The organism is Serratia sp. CY76391 (assembly GCF_052166695.1).
In the GTDB taxonomy this organism is placed as follows: domain Bacteria; phylum Pseudomonadota; class Gammaproteobacteria; order Enterobacterales; family Enterobacteriaceae; genus Serratia; species Serratia nematodiphila.
Genome location: NZ_JBJNOJ010000001.1, coordinates 465620 through 490395, shown reverse-complemented (window position 1 = coordinate 490395; position 24776 = coordinate 465620). Strand labels below are relative to the sequence as shown.

At 60.7% G+C, this 24776-nt stretch carries 28 protein-coding genes; 14 read left to right on the top strand and 14 right to left on the bottom strand.

The annotated features are described in order from the left end of the window. Positions 1–209: 209 nt before the first annotated feature. The 5 genes from phnE (ACJ8PN_RS02615) to trpS all read right to left on the bottom strand — a co-directional run bounded on the left by phnE (ACJ8PN_RS02615) (position 210) and on the right by trpS (position 4980). Positions 210–1109 (bottom strand): phosphonate ABC transporter, permease protein PhnE, encoded by a 900-nt coding sequence (phnE, locus tag ACJ8PN_RS02615; RefSeq protein ID WP_171453572.1) that lies wholly within the window; start codon positions 1107–1109, stop codon positions 210–212. Further along, on the bottom strand, positions 1106–1969 hold the full coding sequence (gene phnE, locus ACJ8PN_RS02610) for a phosphonate ABC transporter, permease protein PhnE (RefSeq protein WP_171455035.1): 864 nt from the start codon (positions 1967–1969) through the stop codon (positions 1106–1108). Before phnE (ACJ8PN_RS02610) ends, phnE (ACJ8PN_RS02615) begins: the two co-directional genes overlap by 4 nt. Before the next feature lie 78 nt (positions 1970–2047). Next, positions 2048–2980: a phosphonate ABC transporter substrate-binding protein gene (phnD, locus tag ACJ8PN_RS02605; protein WP_004939482.1), complete on the bottom strand. Its 933-nt coding sequence runs from the start codon at positions 2978–2980 to the stop codon at positions 2048–2050. 41 nt (positions 2981–3021) lie between these two features. Then, a complete protein-coding gene (phnC, locus tag ACJ8PN_RS02600) occupies positions 3022–3855 on the bottom strand; it encodes a phosphonate ABC transporter ATP-binding protein (protein ID WP_019454697.1) in 834 nt (277 codons plus the stop codon). A 117-nt stretch (positions 3856–3972) separates the two neighbouring features. After that, positions 3973–4980: a tryptophan--tRNA ligase gene (trpS, locus tag ACJ8PN_RS02595; protein WP_171453571.1), complete on the bottom strand. Its 1008-nt coding sequence runs from the start codon at positions 4978–4980 to the stop codon at positions 3973–3975. A 290-nt stretch (positions 4981–5270) separates the two neighbouring features. Here trpS and ACJ8PN_RS02590 point away from each other — a divergent pair, with 290 nt between their 5' ends. Next, positions 5271–6146, top strand: a complete 876-nt coding sequence (locus tag ACJ8PN_RS02590) for an NAD(P)-dependent oxidoreductase (RefSeq protein ID WP_049239833.1) — start codon at positions 5271–5273, stop codon at positions 6144–6146. Between the two features lie 32 nt (positions 6147–6178). Here ACJ8PN_RS02590 and ACJ8PN_RS02585 read toward each other — a convergent pair whose 3' ends face one another. The 3 genes from ACJ8PN_RS02585 to ACJ8PN_RS02575 form a co-directional block, all read right to left on the bottom strand. Then, entirely contained in the window at positions 6179–6706 is a 528-nt protein-coding gene (locus ACJ8PN_RS02585) for a cysteine hydrolase family protein (RefSeq protein WP_015377091.1), read from the bottom strand. 28 nt (positions 6707–6734) lie between these two features. Further along, the gene (locus tag ACJ8PN_RS02580; protein WP_021503957.1) at positions 6735–7838 is read right to left on the bottom strand and encodes a suppressor of fused domain protein; all 1104 of its coding nucleotides are present in this window, start codon (positions 7836–7838) and stop codon (positions 6735–6737) included. A gap of 162 nt (positions 7839–8000) precedes the next feature. Continuing rightward, positions 8001–8873, bottom strand: a complete 873-nt coding sequence (locus ACJ8PN_RS02575; RefSeq protein ID WP_171453569.1) for an oxygenase MpaB family protein — start codon at positions 8871–8873, stop codon at positions 8001–8003. A 242-nt stretch (positions 8874–9115) separates the two neighbouring features. Here ACJ8PN_RS02575 and ACJ8PN_RS02570 point away from each other — a divergent pair, with 242 nt between their 5' ends. The 4 genes from ACJ8PN_RS02570 to ACJ8PN_RS02555 all read left to right on the top strand — a co-directional run bounded on the left by ACJ8PN_RS02570 (position 9116) and on the right by ACJ8PN_RS02555 (position 12485). Continuing rightward, positions 9116–9559 carry an acetyltransferase gene (locus tag ACJ8PN_RS02570; protein ID WP_004939500.1) on the top strand — a complete coding sequence of 148 codons (444 nt, stop codon included), beginning with the start codon at positions 9116–9118 and terminating at the stop codon, positions 9557–9559. A 401-nt stretch (positions 9560–9960) separates the two neighbouring features. Then, positions 9961–10986, top strand: a complete 1026-nt coding sequence (locus tag ACJ8PN_RS02565) for a methionine ABC transporter ATP-binding protein (protein WP_021503958.1) — start codon at positions 9961–9963, stop codon at positions 10984–10986. Then, the gene (locus ACJ8PN_RS02560) at positions 10979–11647 is read left to right on the top strand and encodes a methionine ABC transporter permease (protein WP_004939505.1); all 669 of its coding nucleotides are present in this window, start codon (positions 10979–10981) and stop codon (positions 11645–11647) included. Before ACJ8PN_RS02565 ends, ACJ8PN_RS02560 begins: the two co-directional genes overlap by 8 nt. A 19-nt stretch (positions 11648–11666) precedes the next feature. Further along, a complete protein-coding gene (locus ACJ8PN_RS02555) occupies positions 11667–12485 on the top strand; it encodes a MetQ/NlpA family ABC transporter substrate-binding protein (RefSeq protein ID WP_004939506.1) in 819 nt (272 codons plus the stop codon). A gap of 35 nt (positions 12486–12520) precedes the next feature. Here the strand turns inward: ACJ8PN_RS02555 and ACJ8PN_RS02550 are convergent, their stop codons facing one another. Beyond that, positions 12521–13165 carry a TetR/AcrR family transcriptional regulator gene (locus ACJ8PN_RS02550; protein ID WP_004939509.1) on the bottom strand — a complete coding sequence of 215 codons (645 nt, stop codon included), beginning with the start codon at positions 13163–13165 and terminating at the stop codon, positions 12521–12523. Between the two features lie 175 nt (positions 13166–13340). Here ACJ8PN_RS02550 and bhsA (ACJ8PN_RS02545) point away from each other — a divergent pair, with 175 nt between their 5' ends. From bhsA (ACJ8PN_RS02545) to dapF, 3 genes are all read left to right on the top strand, one after another. Next, entirely contained in the window at positions 13341–13598 is a 258-nt protein-coding gene (gene bhsA, locus ACJ8PN_RS02545; RefSeq protein ID WP_015377085.1) for a multiple stress resistance protein BhsA, read from the top strand. Positions 13599–13790: 192 nt separating this feature from the next. Beyond that, positions 13791–14048 carry a multiple stress resistance protein BhsA gene (gene bhsA / locus ACJ8PN_RS02540; RefSeq protein WP_411261913.1) on the top strand — a complete coding sequence of 86 codons (258 nt, stop codon included), beginning with the start codon at positions 13791–13793 and terminating at the stop codon, positions 14046–14048. Between the two features lie 114 nt (positions 14049–14162). Beyond that, positions 14163–15038 (top strand): diaminopimelate epimerase, encoded by an 876-nt coding sequence (gene dapF, locus ACJ8PN_RS02535; protein ID WP_437189184.1) that lies wholly within the window; start codon positions 14163–14165, stop codon positions 15036–15038. Here dapF and ACJ8PN_RS02530 read toward each other — a convergent pair. Both ACJ8PN_RS02530 and ACJ8PN_RS02525 read right to left on the bottom strand, forming a co-directional pair. Continuing rightward, a complete protein-coding gene (locus ACJ8PN_RS02530; protein WP_437189186.1) occupies positions 15013–16311 on the bottom strand; it encodes an SLC13 family permease in 1299 nt (432 codons plus the stop codon). The genes dapF and ACJ8PN_RS02530 overlap by 26 nt on opposite strands. An 84-nt stretch (positions 16312–16395) precedes the next feature. Then, positions 16396–17301 (bottom strand): bifunctional helix-turn-helix transcriptional regulator/GNAT family N-acetyltransferase, encoded by a 906-nt coding sequence (locus ACJ8PN_RS02525; protein ID WP_437189804.1) that lies wholly within the window; start codon positions 17299–17301, stop codon positions 16396–16398. A 482-nt stretch (positions 17302–17783) separates the two neighbouring features. Between ACJ8PN_RS02525 and ACJ8PN_RS02520 the strand changes: the two genes are divergently transcribed. The 5 genes from ACJ8PN_RS02520 (at position 17784) to ACJ8PN_RS02500 (ending at position 22055) form a co-directional block, all read left to right on the top strand. Next, complete coding sequence (locus tag ACJ8PN_RS02520; RefSeq protein ID WP_004939528.1) at positions 17784–18455, top strand: CsgG/HfaB family protein; 672 nt, start codon at positions 17784–17786, stop codon at positions 18453–18455. Between the two features lie 18 nt (positions 18456–18473). Beyond that, on the top strand, positions 18474–18830 hold the full coding sequence (locus ACJ8PN_RS02515) for a DUF4810 domain-containing protein (protein WP_411261912.1): 357 nt from the start codon (positions 18474–18476) through the stop codon (positions 18828–18830). Beyond that, a complete protein-coding gene (locus ACJ8PN_RS02510) occupies positions 18827–19483 on the top strand; it encodes a DUF799 domain-containing protein (protein ID WP_171453566.1) in 657 nt (218 codons plus the stop codon). Before ACJ8PN_RS02515 ends, ACJ8PN_RS02510 begins: the two co-directional genes overlap by 4 nt. A gap of 112 nt (positions 19484–19595) precedes the next feature. Continuing rightward, complete coding sequence (gene amyA / locus ACJ8PN_RS02505; RefSeq protein WP_437189187.1) at positions 19596–21086, top strand: alpha-amylase; 1491 nt, start codon at positions 19596–19598, stop codon at positions 21084–21086. A gap of 120 nt (positions 21087–21206) precedes the next feature. Beyond that, positions 21207–22055, top strand: a complete 849-nt coding sequence (locus ACJ8PN_RS02500; protein ID WP_411261910.1) for a PA4780 family RIO1-like protein kinase — start codon at positions 21207–21209, stop codon at positions 22053–22055. Positions 22056–22063: 8 nt separating this feature from the next. Here ACJ8PN_RS02500 and ACJ8PN_RS02495 read toward each other — a convergent pair whose 3' ends face one another. Continuing rightward, positions 22064–22282 carry a DUF7661 family protein gene (locus tag ACJ8PN_RS02495; RefSeq protein ID WP_171453564.1) on the bottom strand — a complete coding sequence of 73 codons (219 nt, stop codon included), beginning with the start codon at positions 22280–22282 and terminating at the stop codon, positions 22064–22066. Positions 22283–22351: 69 nt separating this feature from the next. On the opposite strand from ACJ8PN_RS02495, the gene ACJ8PN_RS02490 reads away from it, so the two are divergent. Then, entirely contained in the window at positions 22352–23179 is an 828-nt protein-coding gene (locus tag ACJ8PN_RS02490) for an AraC family transcriptional regulator (RefSeq protein ID WP_171453563.1), read from the top strand. Here ACJ8PN_RS02490 and ACJ8PN_RS02485 read toward each other — a convergent pair. Beyond that, the gene (locus ACJ8PN_RS02485) at positions 23155–23745 is read right to left on the bottom strand and encodes a LysE family translocator (protein ID WP_411261909.1); all 591 of its coding nucleotides are present in this window, start codon (positions 23743–23745) and stop codon (positions 23155–23157) included. The genes ACJ8PN_RS02490 and ACJ8PN_RS02485 overlap by 25 nt on opposite strands. A gap of 83 nt (positions 23746–23828) precedes the next feature. Further along, on the bottom strand, positions 23829–24734 hold the full coding sequence (locus ACJ8PN_RS02480) for an O-acetylserine/cysteine exporter (protein ID WP_004939557.1): 906 nt from the start codon (positions 24732–24734) through the stop codon (positions 23829–23831). Positions 24735–24776 lie beyond the last annotated feature (42 nt).

Genomic DNA, 24776 nt, shown 5'->3' with positions numbered 1-24776 from the left:
CTAACGGGGACGTGCGCATTGTAAAAAAAATGCCCCATACCCAAAATAATTGGAGTTGCATCGCGGCGGCAAATTTGTAAGCCCCCGGAGCATAGTTAACTATGTGACCGGGGCGCGCAAATGCAGCCAACAAAGAGGCAGCTCCAAGTATGACGGGTATGGCCGCACACCTTGAATGTGCGGCAGTATAGGGATCGGCAAGGGGTTTCTCAATCGATTTGGCTTTTTTGCCGATACAGCGGGATGTCTTCGCCGATGATGTACTTGTTGCGCAGCAGCGACGAGACCTTGTCCATGATCATCACCACCACCACCAGGATCAGGGTGATGAACATCACCACGTCCCAGTTCCATAGCCGCATGTTCTCCGCGTACACCAGGCCGATGCCGCCGGCGCCGACGAAGCCCAGCACCGCCGCAGAGCGGGTGTTGGATTCGATCTGGTACAGGCTGAGCGCCAGGAAGGTGGGGAACGACTGAGTGAAGATGCCGTAGCGGTGCTTCTGCAACCCGTTGGCGCCCACCGCCGTCAGGCCGCGGCTCGGGGACTTGTCCACCGCCTCGTGCCCTTCGGCGTACAGTTTGCCCAGCAGCCCGACGTCCTGCATCACGATAGCCAACACCCCGGCCAGCGGCCCCATGCCGACGGCGCGCACGAAGATCAGCCCCCAGATCGCCATGTCGATACCGCGCAGCACGTCCAGCAAGCGGCGCACCAGCACGGAGATCGGCCGCAGCAGCGGCGTCGACATCACGTTGCGCGCGGCGAAGAACGACAGCGGCAGCGCGATCAGCGACGCGGTGATGGTGCCGGCGAACACGATGGCGATGGTGATGCCGATCTGCTGGAAGTAGTACATGAACGGCCAGTTGGCGAAGTCATGCCAGACGAACATGCGCAGGAAATAGCGCCCCAGCTGCTGGCAGCCGTTGATAAACTGCGGCCAGCTAATGCCGAAGACCAGGAAGAAGAACACGTAGTACAGCACGATCGCCAAGGCGATCAGGCCGACGGTGCGCAGGTAACGCCCCTGCTGCGCGAAGATCGCCGGATGCTGCTGTTTTAGCTGGCGCAGCGTTTCCGCCGACGCCGGAGTGCCCGCTGTCATTTTACCCCCTCCACCACGCGCTTGCGCAGCTCGCCCGACACATAGTCGAGCACGGAAACCACCACGATGATCAGCAGCAGCGTCATGCTGACCTGATCGTAGCGGTCGAGTTTAATGTTGGTCATCAGCTCCTGGCCGATGCCGCCCGCCCCCACCAGCCCCAAAATGGTCGACTGGCGAAAGTTGATCTCCAGCCGCATGAAGCTGTAGGAGAGAAACACCGGCTTCACCTGCGGCCACAGGCCAAAGCGCATGCGCTGCAGCGGCGTGGCGCCGCAGGCCGCCAGCCCGCGCACCGGTTTGTTGGAGGCGGTTTCGATCGATTCGTAGAACAACTTGGTCAGGCTGCCGATGGTGTGCAGCGCCAGCGCCAGGAAGCCGGGAATGGCGCCGATGCCGAACGCCATCACGAACATCACCGCCCACGCCAGCTCCGGCATGGTGCGCAGAAACGCCACCAGCGTGCGGATCGCCAGCCGCACCGAGGCCGGGGTATAGGTGTTGCCGGCCGCCAGAAACGCCAGCACGGTCGCCACCAGCACCGAAAAAATGGTCGCCGCCAGCGCCAGCTGCAGGGTCTCCCAGATCAACGGCAACTGGATGTTCAGGCGATAGCCCCAATAGGCCAGCGAGCCTTCGGTGCGCCCGTCGGCGAACAGCAGGTGCCAGTGCAGCGTCGGCACGGTTTCGGCCAAATAGTCGAAGAAGTGCGGAATAGACACCCAGACGGTGTGCAGGTTGAACTCGGCGAGGTTGCCGGCGCCCAGGTACAGCACCACCAGCCCGAGCGACCACAGCAGCGCTTCGCGCTTTTGCTTGCTGCGGATCCGTTGGTAATAGTGTGCGAAATCGGTATTCAAAACAGGTCTTCCATCGTTATGGAACAAGGGGTTCAGCATGCTGAACCCCTTCATTCGGGCGGCCGAGGCAGCCGGGAATCAACGGTCGCCTTTGGTCAGCTCGCGCTTCATATCGATGATGGTCTGGTATTCCGCCAGGGTGGTGTCGCCGATGTGCTGTTTGCCGCCCATCGCTTTGATAAAGCACGCGTGATCGTCTTTATCCAGCTTCTTGATGGCGGTGACCACTTTGGCCTTGAAGTCGGCCGGCAGCGAGTTGCTCACCAGGATCGGGCCGTTCGGGATCAGCGGCGACTGCCAGATGATGCGGATCTGCTTCATCAGGTCCGGGTGATCCATGCGGATCATGCGGGTGAACGCACCGCTGGTGTAGCCGGTGTTGTAGTCGCCGATCATCGACGCCCAGGTCACCGCGCCTTCAAACTGGCCGTTCAGCACGCCGAGGATGTCCTGCTCGTGGCCGCCGGAGAAGGTGACGCTGGAGAAGGTGTTGTTGTATTTGTTGTCGACCGTGCCGCCGAACAGCTTTTTAAACGCCTGGTTCGGGATCAGGAAGCCGGAGGTGGAGTCCGGATCGGCGAAGCCGATGGCCTTGCCCTTCAGGTCTTCCAGTTTCTGGTACGGGCTGCCGGCCTTCACCACCACCACCGAGTGGTAGCCGCGCGACTGGTCGACGTCATCGACCGCGATGCCGACGATGTCCACCGCTTTCGGATCCTTGATGTAGACCGAGGCGAACGACGACGGCGACATGCTCAGCACCAGGTCAATCTTGCCGCCCAGCAGGCCCTGGATCACGCCGGAATAGTCGGACGAGTTGCGCAGCTTGGTATCGACGTTCAGCTCTTTATCCAGGAACTGCTTCACGCACTGGTTATCGCCGATCTGCTGGGTGGCGTTCTGGCCGCCGAGAATGCCCAGGTTCAGCTCTTTCGGCGCATCCGCTGCGGCAGCATTAAAGACCATCATCGCGCCGGCCATCAGGGTGGTCAGACTCAATACTTTTTTCATTAGGTGTGCCTTGTGTGTAAAGGGTAAAGGTCAAAAGTGCTTCAATGGATCTGATTGGCTTCTTCGCCATACAGCTGGTGCAGGATCCGTTCGTTCAGTTGCGAAGGATGCCCGTCAAACACGATCTTCCCGTGGGCGATGCCGATCACCCGCGAGCAATACTCTTTCACCAGTTCGACCGAGTGCAGGTTCACCATCACCGCGATGCCGTCTTCGCTGATTTTCTGCAGCGCGTCCATGATGCGGCGGGTGTTCTTCGGATCGAGCGACGCCACCGGCTCATCGGCCAGCAGGATTTGCGGGTTTTGCATCAGCGCGCGGCAGATGGCGACGCGCTGCATCTGGCCGCCGGAGAGGTGCTCGGCGCGCTGCAGCGCGTGCGGCAGCATGTTGAGCCACTGCAACAGCTCGATGGCGCGAGCGCGATCGGCGTCATCGAACAGTTTGAAGAAGGATTTCAGGGTGGAGGTGTGGCTCAGGCGCCCCAGCAGCACGTTGGTCATCACGTCCAGCCGCGGCACCAGGCAGAAGTCCTGGAAGATCATGCCGCAGCGCGCGCGCCATTGGCGCATCTGGCGGCCGGCAAGCTGGGCGATATCCTGCGCCACGCCATCGTCTTCGAAGTGCAGCATCTCGCCGCAGCTGGAAGGAATAGTGCCGTTGAGGGTGTGCAGCAGCGTGGACTTGCCCGCGCCGGAACGGCCGATCACCGCCACGAATTCGCCGGCGTGCAAATCGAAATTGATGTCATCCAGCACGCGCTGCTGCGCTTTGTAGGCCTTGCCGAGCCCCTTTACCGATAACACTTTGCGGGATGCGGCGGCGTGCTGCCCTGGAAAGTCGTGCTGCGCCAATTTTAACAGTGCCTGAGCCATATGATTTCTCTGGTTTCAGTGGCTAATCATTATGGGCACCTATTAACGGATAAGTTTATGACAGTGGGATGATGGTTTTATGGCCGGGGCGTGACGCGTACCGCCCAGGCGTGCGCATCATTCTAGGCTAAAGAAGTCCAGCCCCAGCGCCGCCTTGACCTGCTGCAGCGTCTGCCGGCTGACCTGATGCGCGCGGCGGGTGCCATGCTGCAGGATGCGCGTCAGCTCGCCTTTATCGGCGATGAATTCGGCGCGGCGGGTGCGGATCGGTTCGAGCAGGCTCTGCAGGCAATCCTCCAGCAGCCGTTTGATTTTCACGTCCCCCAATCCGCCGCGCCGGTAATGCGCCTTCAGCTCCGCCACCAGCGCGGCGTCTTCGCAGAAGGCGTCCAGATAGGTGAACACCATGTTGCCCTCCACCCGGCCGGGATCGCTGACGTTGAGATGACCGGGATCGGTGAACATGCTCATCACCGCCTTGTGCACCTCGTCGGCGCCGGCGCCAAGCGGGATGGCGTTGCCGCGCGATTTCGACATCTTGCCCTGCCCGTCCAGCCCCGGCAGACGCCCGACGTTGCTCAACAGCGGCTGGCACTCCGTCAGCACCGGTTGGCCGACGATGTGGTTGAAGCGCCGCACGATCTCGTTGGTTTGCTCCAGCATCGGCAGCTGATCCTCGCCGACCGGCACGTGGGTGGCGCCGAAGGCGGTGATGTCCGCCGCCTGGCTGACCGGATAGATCAAAAAGCCGGCCGGCAGGCTGCGGGCGAAATCCTTCTCGGCGATTTCGCTTTTCACCGTCGGGTTGCGTTCCAGCCGCGCCACGCTGACCAGATTGAGGTAGTACATCGTCAGCTCGGCCAACGCCGGCAGCGCCGACTGCAGGCAAATGGTAGTCTTGTGCGGATCGATGCCCACCGCCAGATAGTCGGCTACTACGTTGAGCACGTTGGCGCTGATTTTTTGCGGGTTGTTGCCGTTGTCGGTCAGGCCCTGCAGATCCGCCACCATCACCGTTTGGTTATGCTGGTGCTGCAGTTCCACGCGCTGGCGCAGCGAGCCGACGAAGTGGCCTAAATGCAGTGGGCCGGTGGCGCGATCGCCGGTAAGAATGGTGTAGCTCATGACAGTGCTCCTGAAGGTCTGTAGACCGCCGGATCAACGCCACAAAAAATAATGCCGCCAAACCGGCGGCATTAAAAAGAGATGTGAATACTCGTGCCGCCTCAGAAGAGGCGCCACCATGACTGATTGTGGGTGGAGTGCATCGATATATTCATGGCATCAAGGTATACCCGCTGCGGCGGCGCGTCAATAACCCGCCGCCGGTGCGTAAGACGACGTTACACTCCGGCATTTGTGTTCCTGGCCCGGCGCGCTAGGGTAAAACCTTCAACCTGAAAAAGGAGCGCATGATGAAGATCGGATTTGCCGGACTGGGTGGAATGGGCAGCGCCATGGCGGCCAACCTGTTGCAGGCGGGCTTCGCCTTAACGGTATGGAACCGTTCGCCGCAGGCGGCGCAGCCGCTGGTGAGCGCCGGCGCGCGGCAGGCCGAACGGCCGGAACAGTTGGCCGATGCCGACGTGCTGATCACCATGCTGGCTGACGATGCCGCCACGCAACAGGTGGTGGTGGACAGCGGATTGCTGCAACAGATGAAACCGGGCGCGCTGCATATCAATATGGCGACCATCTCGGTCGAACTCGCCAAACGCCTGACGACGCTGCATGCGGAACACGGCATCGGCTATCTCGCCGCGCCGGTGCTGGGCCGGGTCGACGTGGCGGCCGCCGGCAAGCTGAATATTCTGGCGGCCGGCGATAGCGAGCGGCTGAAGCAAGCGCAGCCGCTGTTCGATGCCCTTGGCCAGAAAACCTGGCACTTCGGTGCCGATCCGGCGCAGGCTAACGTGGTCAAAATCGCCACCAACTTTACCTTGGCCAGCGCCATTGAAGCGATGGCGGAAGGCAGCGCGCTGGTGCGCAACTACGGCGTGTCCGGCGCCGACTACCTGCAGATGCTGAGCAGCACCGTCTTCGCCGCCCCGGCCTATCAGGGCTATGGCGCGCTGATCGCCGCCGAGAAGTATTCACCCGCCGGATTCCGGCTGGCGCTGGGGCTGAAGGACGTCGGGCTGGCGCTGGCCGCCGGCGCCGACAGCCATACGCCGATGCCGTTCGCCGGGGTGCTGAAAGACAACTTCCTCGACGCGATGGCGCAGGGGGATGCGGATCTGGACTGGGCGGCGCTGGCCAAGGTGGCGGCGCGGCGGGCGGGCCTGAAATAACGAACGGGGGCATTGGCCCCCGTTTTCCGTTCTCAGAACACGATGTCCGCCGCGGGCACCGCGCGGATCGGCACGCCGAAGCTGTCGATGTTCGACAGCGTCTCGTTATGGTGGGTGCGGATCAGCAGGCCGTCGGCATAGGATTTGTCGTGGCAGGTATGCGCATCCGCCGCCAGCGTCACCGGATAGCCGCGCGCCGCCGCGCTGCGCACCGTGGTATCGATGCAAAACGGCGTGGAGTAGCCGCAAACCACCAGCTGCGATACGCCGTTGGCGATCAGTAACGCGCCGAGCGAGGTGCGCAGGAACGAGTCCGGCGTGGTTTTCTCCACCCGATGGTCGCCCGGCGCCACCGTCAGCGCCGCGAGCACTTGCCAGGCGGCGCTGCCGTGCGGCAACTCATCGTCCGGCGTATGGTGCTGAATGACGACAACCGGCGCACCGGCCCGGCGGGCGCGCTCGCTCAGCTGATTGATGCGCGCAACGGTGCCCGCGGCATCCGCCGGCGGCGGCGTAAACAACCCTTCCTGCACATCGATAATCAACAGCGCGGTGGTCATGGCGGCTCCTGAAGAAAAGATAAGCGCGTCAGCACACCGGCTGACGCGGGCGGAAAATATGGTCGACGCCCTGCTCGCGCAGCCTGTGCACCAGATCGTGCCCGCCATTCGGCGTGGCGTGCGCCAATTGGCGCTCGGCGGTAAACACCGGGCTGGCCCAGAACAGGTTAACCGGATCGCCATACTGCTGCGGCAGAGCCAGGTGCGCGTGATGCGGGTAGAAGGACGACGATAAAATATAGCCCTCATAGCCCAGCGGCGCCACGTCGGACTCCAGCGTATGCCCTTCGCCGATCCAGGTCAGCCGCGCCCACGGCGCATGAGCGAAACCGGCCAGCGCGCTGGCCATCTGCACCGCGTTGTCTTCGGTCATGTATTGGCTGTCGATGGCGATCGCCATCTCCATGCGGCGATAGCGCGAAGCCTCGTCGTTGAACAGGATCTCCACCCACGGCATCGGCCGGATGCTGACCCCCATGGTGAGGAAGTAATAGATGCCGTCGCGTTCGTGCTGGGTGATGGCCATCGGCGGCCACTTGCCCTGATCGATGGCGTAGTATTTTACCGAAGGGCCGAAATGCGGCTCATAGCGCGCCTGAAAATCGCGCTGCATCTTCGGCCACGGATTGCCCTCTTCACGCTGCCAGCTGCGCCAAAACTGGCGGGTGCTTTCCGCCAGCGCATATTGGGTGTTGGTCGAGGCCGAACCGAGCGGATAGGCCAGTGGGCTCTCCTTGATACAGCTGGCCGAGTAGCACACCGAATGATCGATATACAGGCTCCAGCCGGGGATCACCGCCAACAGTTGGCCGTAATACCACAGGGCCGCGCCGTCGTCGCTTTCGCTCCACACCACCATCAGCCCTTCCGGGTTCAGCGGCGCTTCCCCTTCCAGGTTGCGGCAAAACTCCGCCGCCAGCATCGGCGGCTGCCCCTGCTCCAGCGCGGCGCGATCTTCCTGCAGCGGCGCGGCGGCCAGATTGCGCAGCCAGCAGGCGCGCACCTGATAGCGATCGCTGTAGGCTTCGGCGGGATAAATGTAAAAATAGGCTGCCCGGTGATCTTGCTGAACCACCGCGACCAACGTCTGGTTCTCATTGCTGACTTCAGCAAGTACGTATGACTCGTTCATATCACCTCAATAGGGTCAGGGCGCGGCAGAATCGGCTGCGCGCCAAAAATGGAATGTGGCTTTGCCCCAAGTGTAGAACGCATTACTGGCCGGATCACCCGTAAAAGTCTCAAAAACGGCCGTAAACGAAGATAAACAAAGGCTAATTATAGCGGCTGCGGCTCATGACGGCTGAGTGATGCGCCGCACCGCACGCTGATAGGAACCGTTGCGCATCGACGCGCCCAGCACCTTGCCCAAACCGGCGGCGCCCGTTCGCACCAGCCGCCGCCGCAGCGCGCCCGGATGAAAACCGAACTGCCGCTGCGCCCAATCGGGCAACAGATCGATGCCCGCCTGCATCACCACCCCGCCGAGGGGGCGCGCCAATGCGCTCGGCGCCGGCGCCTTCAGCAGAATGCGCGCCACCTCTTGCGTGCGTTCATCGCACACCAGCTGCGGCCGCATCGCCTGCAGGTATTCTTCGACCTCCGCGCAGGACTGAGGAATTGCCGTCGCCCCCAGCGCGGCGGCCACGCGCGCCGCTTCACGATAGTATTGATCCTGCAAATCGCGGGAAAGGTGCGGGTTGCGGTAGCGCAGGTGGCTGGCCAGAAAACGGCTGCTCTCCGCCACGTGCACCCAGGTCAGCAACGCCGGATCGCTGGCGGCATAAGGCGTGCCGTTGCTGCAGACGCCGGTCACCCGCAGATGGATGGCCTTGACTTTGGCGATCAGCCGCTGCGCCTCGGCGGTCGGGCCGAAGGTGGTGACCGAAACGAACTGGCTGGTGCGGCGCAGGCGGCCTATCATATCTTCGCGAAAATTGGAGTGATCCCACACCCCGGCCAACGCCAGCGGGTGCAGCATTTGCAGCAGCAAGGCGCTGACGCCGCCGCACAGCATCGGGGTGAAGTCGCGGTGTACCTGCCAGATGACAGACTGCGGGCCGAACAAGCCCGGATCGCCCGGCGGGTTCTCAAAATCGACGCCGCCGAGCGCCAGCCCGGTCAGGCTGAGCACCTGTTTTTCTATCGCTGCGCGTACCGCTTCCATCCTGCCGCCCCCTTGCTGGTTCAGCGGCCAGTGTATCACGCGACGAACGCCTCATTGCGCCCTGCGGCGGTTGAAAGCATTAACTTGCTGAATTACAGTTGTTATACCGCTTGCGAAAAGGCGGGCCTATTCGATCCACTGCAGAGGCGCTTTGCAGGGCGTTAACCCACGTTAATTCGGCACTAACCCCACAAAACCTCTATCTAGTTTCTTTTCCTTCAACTTAGATAGCAGAGAGTTCGATGATTACCATCAGAGCACGCGCGGCGGAAGACAACGCGCAATTGGCAGATATCTGGCTGCGTTCGGTGCGCGCCACCCACCATTTTTTAACCGAAGACAACATCGCGCAGCTGTTCCCGCTGGTGCTGAACGACTACCTGCCGGCGGTCAACGTTTGGGTGGCCGAAGACCGACCGGGGCATCCCTGCGGCTTTATCGGCCTGAACGGCAACAAGGTGGAGATGCTGTTTATCGACGCCGATCAGCGCGGCCAAGGCGTGGGCAAAGCGCTGTTGACCCACGCGGAAACGCTGCACGATGAGCTGCAGCTGGACGTGAACGAGCAAAATCCGCAGGCCAGCGGCTTCTACCGCCACTACGGGTTTGTCATCACCGGCCGCTCGCCGCTCGACGGCCAGGGCAACCCGTTCCCGCTGCTGCACATGAAGCTGGACAAACGTTAGCCCTCCGCCGGCCGCCCTGCGGCCGGTCAGTCTATTGACAAAGAGGGGAAAAAGCGTGGTTTTTCCCCTCTTTGTGGTGATCAGCCGAAAATCAATAAATTGATTTTCCTTGTTTTTTATTCGGTGCTCTCTGCCAACCCGGCAAGGGTATAAGGTTTGTCATCAATCTCGCCGGCCGCCCTGCGGCCGGTTTTCTTCCCCCGCCTCCCCCGCCGCCTTATATATCAAATCAGAATAAGTAATAGATTTTACATTCTTCCTGTCACTATCAACCCTCGGTAGGATTGCCCGGTATTCACCCGCAACAGAGGTTCCGTCAGCCGAAAAGCCGAACGATCTCTGTCCGGCGCACCGCGCTCTGGACGGAATGCTGTGATGTATCGATAAGGATCCGCTTCGCTATGATCGTTCTTTCGAACGTTTGCAAAACTTTTGACAGCACACAGGGCCGCGTCGTAGCGGTAGACAACGTCAGCCTGGCGGTAGAGGCCGGGCAAATTTACGGCATCATCGGCTACAGCGGCGCCGGCAAAAGTACGCTCATCCGCCTGCTCAACGGCCTGGAAACGCCCACCAGCGGCCGCATCGACGTCGGCGGCTTCGATATCGCCCGCGCCAAAGGCAGCCATCTGCGCCAGGCACGGCTGAAAATCAGCATGGTGTTTCAGCACTTCAATCTGCTGTGGTCGCGCACCGTCAGCCAGAACATCGCGTTTTCCATGCAGATCGCCGGCGTGCCCAAGGCGCAGATTGCGCCGCGCGTGGCGGAACTGATCGCGCTGGTCGGCCTGCAGGGGCGCGAAAACGCCTACCCGTCGCAGCTCAGCGGCGGCCAAAAGCAGCGCGTCGGCATCGCCCGCGCGCTGGCCAATAACCCGAGCGTGCTGCTGTGCGACGAGGCCACCTCGGCGCTCGATCCGCAGACCACCGACGCCATTCTCGACCTGCTGTTGGACATCAACCGTCAGCTGAAATTGACCATCGTGCTGATCACCCACGAGATGCACGTGGTGCGCAAAATCTGCCACCGCGTGGCGGTGATGGAAAACGGCCGCATCGTCGAAGAAGGCCCGGTGCTCGACGTGTTCACCCGGCCGCAGCAGCCGATCACCCGGCAGTTCGTCAAACAGGTGTCGCAGTATGCGGACACCGAAGAGAGCTTCAACCCGCAGCTCACCGCCCACCTGCCGGGGGCGATTTTCAAGTTGACCTTCGTCGGCGTGCAAACCCATCAGGCGGTGATCTCTGAAGTGATCCGGCGCTACGCCCTGACCATCAACATTCTGCACGGCAAGATCAGCCACACCCTCAACGGTTCGTTCGGCGAACTGTACATCCACGCCGAAGGCAACGAACAACAAGTCGCCGACATGCTCAAGTTGCTGAACGAAAGAAACATCGCCGTCGAGGTTATCCAACATGATTGAATCCCTGTTCCCCCACCTGCGTCTGGACCAACTGTGGGACGCCACCTGGGAAACGCTGTATATGACCGGCATCGCCGGTTTGGCCACGCTGGTGCTGGGCATCGTGCTCGGCGTGCTGCTGTTTTTAACCTCGAAGGGCCAGCTGTTGCAGAACCGGGCGGTCTACTCGCTGATCTCCGTGTTGGTCAACGTCTTCCGCTCCATTCCGTTCATCATTCTGATCGTGCTGCTGATCCCGTTCACCAAGTCGCTTATCGGCACCATTCTCGGCGCAGATGCGGCCCTGCCGGCGCTGATCGTCGGCGCGGCGCCGTTCTATGCCCGGCTGGTGGAGATCGCGCTGCGCGAGGTCGACAAAGGAGTGATCGAAGCGGCGCGCTCGATGGGCGCCAAAAACCGCACCCTGATTTTCCGCGTATTGCTGCCGGAAAGCTCGCCGGCGCTGGTTTCCGGCATCACCGTCACCCTGATCGCGCTGGTGAGCTACACCGCGATGGCCGGGGTGATCGGCGCCGGCGGCCTGGGCAATCTGGCCTATCTGGAAGGTTTCCAACGCAACCACAGTGACGTGACGCTGGTGGCGACGCTGACGATCCTGCTGATCGTTTTCGTCATTCAGTTCATTGGCGACACCCTGACAAGAACGCTCGATAAACGTTAATTAACCAAGGAAAACGATGATGAAAAAGCACCTACTGATGTTGGCTTTCGCCTCCGTCGCCACTCTGGCTTCTTTTGGCGCCGCCGCGGCGACCAAGCTGGTGGTCGGCGCCTCCAACGTGCCGCACGCCGAGATCCTCGAACAGGCTAAACCGATACTGGCAAAGGAAGGCATCGATCTGCAGATCAAACGCTTCCAGGACTACATCCTGCCGAACACTGCGCTGGCCAGCCATGACATTGACGCCAACTATTTCCAGCACGTGCCTTACCTGAACTCGGTGCTGAAAGACCACGCCGACGACAAGAGCTACGACTTCGTCAGCGCCGGCGCGATCCATATTGAGCCTATCGGTATCTACTCGAAGAAGTACAAGAGCCTGAAAGATCTGCCGGAAAACGGCAAAATCATCATGCGCGACGCGGTGGCGGAAGAAGGCCGCATCCTGTCTATTTTTGAACGGGAAGGCGTGATCAAGCTGAAGCCGGGGGTGAGCAAAGTGGACGCGCGCATCACCGACGTGGTGGAAAACCCGAAACACCTGAAGTTCCAGGCCAACGTGGAGGGCGCGCTGCTGCCACAGATGTATAACAACAACGAAGGCGACGCGGTGGTGATTAACGCCAACTACGCCATCGACGCCGGGCTGAATCCGACCAAGGATCCGATCGCGGTCGAAAGCGGCGAAAACAACCCGTACGCCAACATCATCACCGTGCACAAAGCCGACGTGAACAAGCCGGAGATCGTGGCGCTGGTCAAAGTGCTGCACTCCAAACCGATTCAGGACTTTATCCGCGAGAAGTACCAGGGCGCGGTGATCCCGGTCAATCAGTAATGGGTTACGCGGCCCGGTAAAAGCCGGGCCGGTTGTCACACCTTATTGCCAATCTGGCTGAGCCGCGGCCACACCAGCATCAACGCCTCCAGCAACCGCAGCAGATCGCTGCGGCTTGCCCCTTCGCGCGCCTGCACCGACATGCCTTCAATGGTGCAAATGACGTATTTCGCCAGCAGCGCGGTGTCGGTCTTCGCCAGCAGTTCACCCTGCTGCACCTTGCGATCGAAACAGGCTTTCAGCGCCGCTTCCTGGGCATGATGTTTTTTGCGCAGCATCTGGGCGACGTCGTCGGACGCGGACGACAGCGCGGCGGAGGCGCACACCATAAAACAACCTGACGGCGTATCGGGATCGGTAAACACTTCGACGGAAGAACGCACGTAGGCCTCGACGATCTCGGCCACCGGCAACGCCTGTTCCAACAGTTGGTTGGTGCAGGTGGTGTATTTTTGCAGATAGCGTTCCACCGCCGCGCGGAACATCCCTTCCTTGTTGCCGAATTCCGCATACAGCGTTGGCGCTTTGGCGCCGGTCACTTCCACCAGATCGGCCAGCGAGGTGGCTTCATAGCCGTGCCGCCAGAACAGATCGAGCGCGCTTTCCAGCGCCCGGTCGCGATCAAATTGTTTCGGCCTGCCACGGCTCTTTTTGCCGCAGACCTCTTCATTGATGCTCATCATTCTCTCCTGTCCCGCTCCACAGCAGGGTTAGCACAAATAACTTAACGATCATTATAAAAAAATATTGCGCCCTCGTCGAGAACCGATTAGCATTTAGTTATCGATCGTTAAGATAATTTAGCGAAGCGGATTAACCCCCTCTATTCACCGTTATCGGAAAGGAATTAACATTATGAAAAATTTAAAATTAACCTTAGCAGCCCTCACTCTGGCCAGCATTTCCTTCGGCAGCTTCGCCGCTGATTTGGTTCAGAACCAACCGGCTGACCAGCAGAAAGTGGGCGTCATTACCGTCAGCGGCGCATCCGATCTGACCTCGCTGGAAAGCAGCCTGGCCGCCAAAGCCGATCAGGCCGGTGCAAAATCCTTCCGTATCATCGGCGCCGGCGGTAACAACCAGCTGCACGGCACCGCAGAAATCTATCAATAACAAGTAATTAAACCAGCGGATCGCGATAAGTTCTGCTCTCGACGCCAGGGCGTCAAAAAAATTAATTAACGAGCATTAAAAAAATACTTGCAATCCGTCAAACCGGCATCTAACATTAAATTATCGATCGTTAATTAATTTAACGACCTTACAAAACAAACATCGTAAAGAACAAAGATAGGAAATAAGACCATGAAAAACCTGAAAATGACCATCGCCGCCATCGCACTGGCTTCCGTCTCCTTCGGCAGCTTCGCCGCCGAACTGGTTAACGCACAACCCGCCGACCTGCAAAAAGCCGGCGTCGTCACCGTCAGCGGCGCGTCCGACCTGAGCAGCCTGGAAAACAGACTAGCGGCCAAAGCCGATGCTGCGGGCGCAAAATCCTTCCAGATCATCGCCACCACCGGTGACAATAAACTGCACGGCACCGCGATCATCTACAATTAATGGCCGGATCGGCAATCGTGCAAAAGGGCGGCTCAGGCCGCCTTTTGTTTGCTTTAACGCCAACGTTCTGTTGTAAGCTGTAGCGACCTTTTTTCCGCTGAGCCGAGCAACGCCATGACTCCCCTGCTGTTCCACAAATATCACGGTCTGGGCAACGACTACCTGGTATGCCACCGTTCGGTCGCCGATCGGCTGAGCCAGGAACAGATCCGTCTGCTGTGCCACCCGCATTACGGCATCGGTTCCGACGGCCTGCTGATCGACAGCGGCGACGCCGTCAATCCCACCCTGCGCATCATCAACCCGGACGGTTCCGAAGCGGAGAAGAGCGGCAACGGCCTGCGCATCTACGCGCGCTATCTGTTTGACAGCGGCCGCGTGGGCCATCAACCGTTTTTGGTGCACACCGCCGGCGGCGACGTGCGCTGCCAGGTGGCGCAAGACGCGCATCAGATAACGGTGGAAATGGGGCGCGCCAATTTCAGCCCGGCGGCGCTGCCGGCGTTGATCGATCTGCCGGAGGCGCTGAACTATCCGCTGCCCCTGAGGGAGGAGACGTTAAGCGTTTCGCTGGTGTCGATGGGCAACCCGCACTGCGTGGTGCCGGTGGAAAAACTGGATCTGGCGCAGGTGCATCGGCTCGGACCGCAGATTGAACGCCATCCGCTGTTCCCGAAACGCACCAATGTACAACTGGTGGAAGTGGTCGATCGCCAGACGCTGCGCATCGGCATCTGGGAGCGCGGCGCCGGTTTTACCCTCGCCTCCGGCAGCAGCAGTTGCGCCGCCGCCAGCGTGATGCGCAAGTTGGGACGAGTCGGCGATCGGGTTAGCGTGCGGATGCCGGGCGGCGAGCTGCAGATCGCCTTCAGCGGCGATTTTCAGGTCAGCATGCGCGGACCGGTGCATAAAATCGCCACTCTGACGCTGGACGAAGATTGTTTTGCCGGCGGCGCGGGGCTGTTTACGGGATCCACCCCAGCAGCCTGAACCACAGATAGTCCAACGGCACCAGCAGTGCGAAGCTGAGCGCGGCCAACAGCAGACACAGCTTTAGCCCTTCGCGCGCCGGCACTTTACCCATCCCCATCGCCACCACGATCGGCGAGGCCTGATACGGCAACAGCGGCGTGGCGTAACCGATCACCTGGGTCATCAGCACCGTCAGCAGCGGCAAGCCGCTGCCTGCGGACAACGCCTGCGCCAGCGGGGTAAACAGCGCCGGCACGCCGTTGGCGGTCACCACGAAATTCAACAGCGCGGTGATCCCCACCAGCGAACCGAATGCGGTAAACGGCTTGCCGTGCAGATCCGGCATCATCGCCAGCAGCGCGCCGCCCAACCGATCGCCGAGCCCCGAGTGGCTGACCAATGCGGTCAGCCCCAAGATCCCCGCCACGTAGATACAGGTGCGCACGTTAACCCCGGCGGCGAACTGCTCGCCGTTGAGAAACCCGATACGCGGCAACAGGCAGAAACACGCTGCCGCCAACCCCACCCAAGCGGGAGCGATGCCGTGCCAGCTGTCGGTCATCCACAACAGCACCGTGGCGCCCAACAGCGCGATCAGTCGCCATTCGGCGGCGCTGAGCGGGGTTTGCGCCGCCTCGGCCGCCACCGGCTGCGGCCGCGCACGGAACAGGCCGCAGATGCACAGCGTCAGCAGCGCGCCTTTGGCTACCCCGAGTACCGGGGCGTGCAGCAGCAGGTAAGAAAGATAAGCGAAGTGGCTGCCATAGGCGCTTTCCGCCGCGCCGCTCATCACCAGGTTAGGCACGTTGGCCGGCAGGATGCTGGCGGAGAGCTGGAAGGTGCCGAACCCCACCGCCAGCGCCAAACCGATGCGGCCGCGCGAGCCTTCCGCCAGGCCGGCGCGCTCGGCCAACGCCATAACGATCGGCATCAGCAGCGTAATCCGCCCCATATTGGATGGCATGACAAACGCCAACGCGTAGCTTATCGCCACCACGCCGCCCACCAGGCGCGGCCAGGAACCGGCCAGATGCGGCAAGAGTCGGTTGGCCAGGCGATCCGCCAAGCCGGTGCTACGGATGGCGGAGCCCAGCACGAAACCGCTGAGCACCAGCCAGAATGCGGAAGACGCGAAACCGGAAAAGGTCACCGCGGCGGGCGCCAGCTGCAATACCATCACCGCCGCAAAGAACAGCAACGCGACCAAATACTCCGGCAAGCGGGCGCTGGCCCATAGCACGATGACCACCAGCGTGACCAGCGCGGGCAGCGCCATCGGATCCCCCAACATAGTTTCCTCCCTGATAAAACGTTGTGATTGTTATCAAACGGTTAACAGGGTGACACAAGGCGCGGGCGCTAACCTTGAAACCGCTCACATATCGTCGTTCTGGAGATTTTTCAGCATGCATACGTTGCAGCCGTGGTGGCCGGTATTGCCGCGCCGTTCCGTCAACAGCGTGAACCCCAGCGCATAGTACAACCCGATCGCCTCTTTCAACTGTTCGGTGGTTTCCAGGTAGCAGTAGCGATACCCCGCCGCCCGCGCCGCCTTCAGCGCCTGCACCACCATATGGCGCGCCATGCCCAGCCCGCGCGCGCCGGGTTTGAAAAAAAGTTTTTGCAGCTCGCAATAGCCGGGCTCTTCGCCGGCCAGCGGCGCCATGCCGACGCCCCCCACCACCTGTCCGTCCCGCTCCAGCACCCAGTAGTGGCCGCCGTTGTCGCGATACAGACCGGTCAGCCGATCGAGATCCGGATCGTGCAGACTGACCCCTTCCATTTTGTCCATGCCGTACTCGCGAAACACGTCGCGAATGATCGCCGCCATTACCGCATCGTCGCGCTCGGCGATCGGCCGCACCCGCAGATTGGCGTCGCGCTGTTTGCGCGCGCTGCGCAGCGCCGCGGTCATCTTTTTCATCGCCGCAGTGGTGCTCGCCAGCTCATCGTCGTCCAACTGCGCCAGCGCCGCCTGCATAAAACCGTCGGCGTCGCTCTCGATGCCGGCCAGCGTTTTGCCGCCCTGTTTACTCAGCCGATGCAGGTTGTGCCGCTTGTCATCAGGATGATCCACCGTTTCTATCACGCCGGCGGCCACCAGGCTGCGCAGCGCCCGGCTGGCGCTGGCCTTGTCGATGCACAGCCGGGCCGCCAGCTCGGTGACGCCCAGCGGCTGCTCGCTGACTTCGATCATCAGATGGATCTGCAGCGGCGAAAAGCGCGAGCCGTTGCTCTGCTTGTTCAACATGCCGAATTCTCTGACCAAACTGCGCGCCAATGCTCTGAAATCCCTGATGTTCACAATTGATATCCCCGATTCGCTACCGATGAAAAATGACACTTGGTTGATAGTGTTACCTAATTTTCACTACCTTATCGGATCATCAAGCCGCCATGAACCCCGACATAACAGATGAGCTGATGCAAAATGTAATATTATCCAATATATAAAACTTATTAATTAAAAAATTTCGGAATAAAAATCCATATATTTAAGATTAAAAAAACCATAAACCAGTTAAAAAACGTACAACCGTGAAAAAAACTTGCAAGAAAGAGAGATAACCGATACTAATCCATTTAATTCCAATAGGTTACAACGATGTTAATAGCGGCATTAATGCCGATATCTTGTTGTAATTTGTTACATATTCATGGCAGGATCGCGGCGTTTCTATAACGACAACAACGCTCGTTATATCAACGTCGGGCGCGGGTTGCTCCCGCGCTGTTTTATGCTCATGGAGAGATTGCACGCTAATGAAAAAATCACTCGCCGTCTGTTCCGTCGCCCTTTCCGTCACTTTGCTGGCGGGCTGCGCGACCGAATCTTCTCGCACTTTGGAAGTGCCGAAAGTAGCTTCCTACAACACCACTTATCAGGGCCCGCGCAGCCCTATCGCCGTCGGCAAATTCGACAACCGCTCCAGCTACATGAATGGCATCTTCTCCGATGGCGTCGATCGGCTGGGCAATCAGTCCAAGACTATCCTGATCACGCATTTGCAGCAGACTGGCCGTTTCAACGTGCTGGATCGCGCCAATATGGAAGAGCTGAAAACTGAAGCCGGTATCAAAGGGAAGGCACAAACGCTGAAAGGCGCCAATTATGTGATTACCGGCGATGTCACCGAATTCGGCCGTAAAGAAGTCGGCGATCATCAGCTGTGGGGGATTTTGGGCCGTGGTAAATCACAAGTCGCTTACGCCAAAGTCAATCTGAACGTCGTAAACGTACAGACCTCAGAAGTTGTCTTTTCCTCTCAGGGTGCCGGTGAATACGAACTGTCCAATCGCGAAATCATTGGTTTCGGGGGCACCGCCAGCTACGACTCCACCCTTAACGGCAAGGTGCTGGATCTGGCCGTGCGTGAAGCCGTCAATAACCTGGTCACCGGTATCGAAAACGGCGCATGGCGCCCTGCTAACTAACGGAATAGAAGCAGAAAGATGATAACTAAAAAAATGGGCGGGGCGCTGTTTGCAGCGACCCTGTTGGCCGGCTGCGCCGCGCCGAAAACGCTTTACAATTGGGATGGCTACCAAACTTCTCTCTATCAATACTACCAGCAGGAGGGGCAAAGCCCTGAGCAGCAGATCGCCACGCTGAAAGAGATCGTCGAGAAATCCCGCGCCAAGGATAAAGCCGTACCGCCGGGGCTGCATGCGCAACTGGGGCTGCTGTACAGCAAAACCGGCAACGACGGACAAGCCATGAGTGAATTCAACACGGAAAAAACGCTGTTCCCGGAATCGGCACCGTTTATGAATTTCCTGATGGCCAAGGATAAGAGGAGCTTTAAATGAAGCGTGTACTCACTTTCCTCGGCGTTGCCGCCATCCTGTTGCTGAGCGGCTGTGCCAAGCAAACGCCTTATGACTATGCGGCATTCCATGAGAGCAAGCCGAAGTCGATCCTGGTCTTGCCGCCGGTTAATCAGTCGCCGGACGTCAAAGCCAGCCACAGCGTGCTCGCCAGTGCAACCTTACCGCTGGCCGAGGCCGGTTACTATGTGCTGCCGGTCGCTGTAGTGGAGGAAACCTTCCTGCAAAACGGTCTGACCAACGCCAACGACATCCGCGCCGTCAGTCCGAAAAAACTGCACCAGATTTTCGGCGCCGACACCGTGCTGTATCTGGATGTCACGCAATACGGTACCAGCTACATGGTGATCAGCAGCGAAACTCGCGTTACCGTAGCCGCTCGCCTGGTTGACCTGCGCAACGGCAAACAGCTGTGGGCCGGCACCGCCACCGCATCCAGCAACGAAGGCAACAACAATTCCGGTGGCCTGCTGGGCATGGTGATCAGCGCCGCGATTTCACAAATCGCCGATACCATCAGCGACAAAGGGTTCGACATTGGTGCCATCGCCAACACTCGCCTCCTGTCGGCAACAGGTCAGAACGGCGCAATTCTTTATGGCCCGCGCTCGCCTCATTACGCCAGCCAGCGTTAAGCAGTCTCTCGGGCGGCCTTCTCGGGCCGCCTATGCCAAACTTGTCCCTTTTGCCAAAAGTAGCCCATGCTTTAACTGCTTCTCTCCTTCTGGCTAACCGGGACGCTGGCTCATGACGAAAAAAACCACCCTGCTGCAATTCTTCCACTGGTACTACCCCGACGGCGGCAAACTGTGGCAGGAGGCCGCCGAGCGCGCCCCGCACCTGGCCGAACTGGGCATCACCGATCTGTGGCTGCCGCCCGCCTACAAGGGCGCTTCCGGCGGCTACTCCGTCGGCTACGATACTTACGATCTGTTCGATCTGGGCGAGTTTGACCAGAAAGGCAGCGTGGCGACCAAATACGGCGACAAGGCGGCGCTGGAACATGCCGCCAATACGCTGCGCGAACACGGCGTGGGCGTGCTTTACGATGTGGTGTTCAACCACAAGCTCGGCGCGGACGAGAAAGAACGGGTGCACGTGTTCAAGGTGGACGCCAACAACCGCAACAACATCGACGATCAGGGCTTTGACGCGCTGGCCTACACCCGCTTCACCTTCCCCGGCCGCCAGGGCGTGCATTCCGAATTTATCTGGGATTACAAATGCTTCAGCGGCGTCGACTATGTTGAGCAGCCGGACGACAAAGGGGTGTTCAAAATCGCCAACGACTATGGCGACGACGGCTGGAACGATCAGGTCGACGACGAGAAAGGCAACTACGACTATCTGATGGGCGCCGACGTGGAGTTCCGCAACGCCGCCGTGACGGAGGAACTCAAATACTGGGCGCGCTGGCTATTGGAAACCTTGCCGTGCGACGGCTTCCGCCTGGACGCCGCCAAACACATTCCCGCCTGGTTCTTCAAAGAGTGGGCGGATCACGTGCGCGACAGCGCGCAACGCGACCTGTTTATCGTTGCCGAATACTGGTCGCACGATCTCGGCGCGCTGCAGCAATACATCGAGTTGGTGGACGGCAAGGTGATGCTGTTCGACGTGGCGCTGCACCTGAAGTTTCATCAGGCGTCGAAACAGGGCGACGGCTTCGACATGGCGCAGATCTTCACCGATACCCTGACCGCCGCCGATCCGGCCCACTCGGTGACGCTGGTCGCCAACCACGATACCCAGCCGCTGCAATCGCTGGAAGCGCCGGTGGAACCCTGGTTCAAACCGCTGGCCTACGCGCTGATCCTGCTGCGCGAACAGGGCGTGCCCTGTGTGTTTTACCCCGACCTGTATGGCGCCAGCTACCGCGACAAGGGGCGCGACGGCGGCGAATACCAGATCGACATGCCGGCGATCCCGGAGCTGGAGAAGCTGATCGCCGCCCGCCAGCGCTTCGCCAACGGCCCGCAAACCGACTACTTCGACGACAGCCACTGCGTGGCCTTCAGCCGCGCCGGCACTGCCGAGGCCCCCGGCTGCGTGGTGGTACTGACCAACGGCGGCGAGAGCGGCAAGACGGTTACGCTCGGCGCCGATCTCGCGCACACCGCCTGGCGCGATTTCCTCGGCAACCGCCCGGAGGAAATCACCGCCGACGACCAGGGCAGCGCCCATTTCCCGGTTAACGCCGGCAGCGTCAGCGTCTGGGTGCCGGCCGCCAGCCTCTGAACGCCCGCCGCCGCGTAATGATGACGCGGCGGCAAAACTAATGTTTGCCTTTCGGGTCTAACTTACGCTATCAACTGCGCAAGCCATTCACACCGGAGCCTAAATAGGGTACAAGGCTGCATGAAAATTCCAAAACGACTCCAGCCGCTGGTGGATGACGGGTTAATCGACGACGTCATCCGCCGGTTGAAAAGCGGCAAAGAAGCCGACGTGTTTATCGTGCGCTGCGGCGATGAGATCCGCTGCGCCAAAGTGTACAAAGAGGCCGAGAAGCGCAACTTCAAGCAGGCCGTCCACTATCAGGAAGGGCGCAAGGTGCGCAACAGCCGCGACGCACGCGCCATGAGCAAAGGCTCCAAATTCGGCCGCCAGCAGCAGGAAGAAGCCTGGCAAAACACCGAAGTGGACGCGCTGTATCTGCTGGCCAAGGCCGGGGTGCGGGTGCCGCAGCCGGATATCTGCCTGGACGGCGTGCTGCTGATGGAGCTGATCACCGACGAAGAAGGCCTGGTGGCGCCGCGCCTGAGCGATGTCATCCTGACGCCGGAACAGGCGCGCGCCGATCACGCCCTGATGATGAACTACGCGGTGCGCATGCTGTGCGCCGGGCTGGTGCACGGCGACCTGTCGGAATTCAACGTGCTGATGGATAAAGACGGACCGGTGATCATCGATCTGCCGCAGGTGGTGGACGCCGCCGCCAACAACCACGCCAAAAGCATGTTCGAGCGCGATATCGGCAATCTGGCCGAATATTACGGCCAGTTCGCGCCGGAACTGCGCAACAGCCAATACGCCAAAGAGATTTGGGCGCTGTATCAGGAAGGCAACCTGACGCCGGACAGCGCCCTCAGCGGCCGGTTCAACGAAATCCAGAAGCGCGCCGACGTCGGCTCGGTGCTGGAAGAAATCCAGGCCGCCAGCGAGGAACACCAGCGCCGCCTCATGGCGCGCAATACGGAGGAGTAACGGCCGCGCTATTCGACGCGAAACACCTCCGGCCGCTTCGGCGTCGCGGCCTCGTGATAAATATCCCCCAGATAGCCGGCGATCTCCTCTTCGCGCAGATCCGCCGGCAGCACGATATCGTAGCTGGGAGCATATTTGCGCTCCGGCAGCGTCACGCGGAACAGCCGCCATTCGTCCCCGATGCGCTTCACGCCCAGCAGACGGCCGAACACGTTAAAAATCATCATCCGCCATTCCCCCTCTCGTCGCTTTCAGGCTATAACACTGTGATGCCGCCGCAGTGAAAAGGAAAGCGTATGAGTGAAAAAACGCCGCAGTTCTGGCGCGATCCGCAGTTACCGTTCGTCGAAGCCCGCGCCATCGCGGATGGCCGCCAGGTGTGTTACAGCCTGCACAGCCACGAATTCTTTTCCATCGGCGCCATCACCGGCGGCGTCAGCACCTATGTCAATGGCGAACGACGCATGCAGGTCAGCGCCGGCGATCTGGTTGTCATCAACCCGCAGCAGGCGCACGCCTGCAACCCCATCGCCGATCGCCGTTGGTCGTATATCATGTTCTATCTCGATCTCGCCTGGCTCGGCGCGCTGCAGCAGGAGCTGCTCGGCGGCGAGGGCGACCGTTTTGTTCCGTTCAGCCAGCCGCTCAGCCGCGATCCGGCGCTGTTCCACGGGCTGAACCGGCTTTATACGCTGCTGACGGATCCGCTGTGCAGCGCACTGGAAAAACAGATCGCCATGGTGGAGTATTTCAGCGCCCTGCAGCTCGGGCTGGGCGATGTCCGCCAGCCGGAGACGCCGCCGCATACCCGACTGGAAGCGGCGGCGGCGTTTATCGACGCGCACTGCACCCGGCCGCTGACGCTGGACGACATTTGCCGCGCCGCCGCACTGTCCCCTTCTTACCTGATCCGCGCCTTCCGCCAGCGTTACGGCATGACGCCGCACGCCTATCTGGTCAACCGCCGCGTACAGCACGGCCATCGGCTATTGAAAAGCGGCCTGCCGATCGCCGCGGCCGCCAGCGAAAGCGGCTTTGCCGATCAGGCGCACTTTCAGCGCACCTTCAAACAGCTGTTGGCCGCCACGCCCGGCCAGTATCAAAAACCCTCCGCCAACAGATAGCAAGCGCTGGCCGCCAGCAACGCCGCCATCGCGCGATTAAAGCGCTGTACGTTGCGCGCCTGCCTGAGCAGGCCGCGCAGCATCGCGCCGACATAGGCCCAGCAGGCTACCGAGGCATAGCAAATCACGAAGTAGAGCCCGGCGAACTGCCATAGCAACAGCATGTCGCCATCGCCGACAAAGGCGCCGAGGCTGGCCACCGACGCCAGCCATGCCTTGGGATTCAGCCATTGCATCAGCGCGCCGTACCAGCAGGAAGGCGCCTGCGCCGCGCCGTTGCCCAGCCTGCCGTCGTCAAACGCCAGCCGGTAGGCCATAAACAGCAGAAAGGCCACGCCGGCCCACTGGATCAAGCGGGTCAGCCCCGGCCACAGGATCAGCAGTTGGTGCATGCCCAATCCCAGCAGCACCAGCAACAGGGTAAACCCCAGCGTGGCGCCGAACACATGGCGCTGGGTTACGCCAAAGCCGAATTGCGCCCCGGCGCTCAATGCGACGATGTTGACCGGGCCGGGAGTGATGGAGGCCGCCAGCGCAAACGCGGCCATGGAAAGATAGATATTCATGATGGACACCTGAGAAAATATTCACAGGCGCCAGAATGCCGACCGCCGCCGACAGCGTATTGAACAGAATTACCCTATTCGGTTTAGCGCACGGCGACGGCCCGGCGGCGCGGCAGCCCGAAGGTGTTGACCGCCATGCCTGCCAGCACCAGCAATGCGCCGCCGAACTGCGCCGGCGACAACGCTTCGTCCAGCAGCAGCCAGGCGGCGAACAGCCCGACCAGCGGCACCAGCAGCGTCAGCGGCGCAACGCGCCAGGTTTCATAGCGCCCCAGCAGGCTGCCCCACACCGAATAACCGAACAGCGTGGCGGCGAACGCCAGATAGGCCACCGCCAGCCAGGTGCCAACCTGCACATGGCTCAGGCTGCTCAGCACCACCTCAGGGCCGTCGAACAGCCAGCTGCAGGCCAGGAACGGCACGACCGGGATCGGCGCGCTCCACACCACCAGCGATAAGATATTACGCTGCGGGAAACCGGCCAGGATCTTCTTGTTGGTCAGGTTGCCCAGCGCCCAGGAAAACGCCGCCGCCAGCGTCAACAGCAGGCCCGCCAGGGGGACCGCGCCGCTGCCCGGCTTATGCAGGCTGGCCTGCGCCAGCACCAGCATGCCGCCGCTGGCGATAGCGATGCCGACGAAATGGTTAACCCGCAACTTTTCGCCCATCAGCACAACGCCCAACAGCAGGGTGAAGAACACCTGCGCCTGCAGCACCAGCGAGGCCAGCCCCGCCGGCATGCCCACCTTGATGGCGACGAACAGAAACGCGAACTGCGCGAAGCTCATGGTCATGCCGTACAGCAGCAGCCATTTCCACGGAATAGTCGGGCGCGGGATAAAGAAGATCGCCGGCAACGCCACCAGCAAAAAACGCATCCCGGCCAGCAGAAACGGCGGCATGCCCTGTAAACCGAACTTGATCACGACGAAATTCACGCCCCAGATCACCACCACCAACAGCGCCAACAGCCGATCGCGCAATGTCATCCTCGCCCCGCTTATCCCATTGAAAATTCGCTTTGCCTTGCA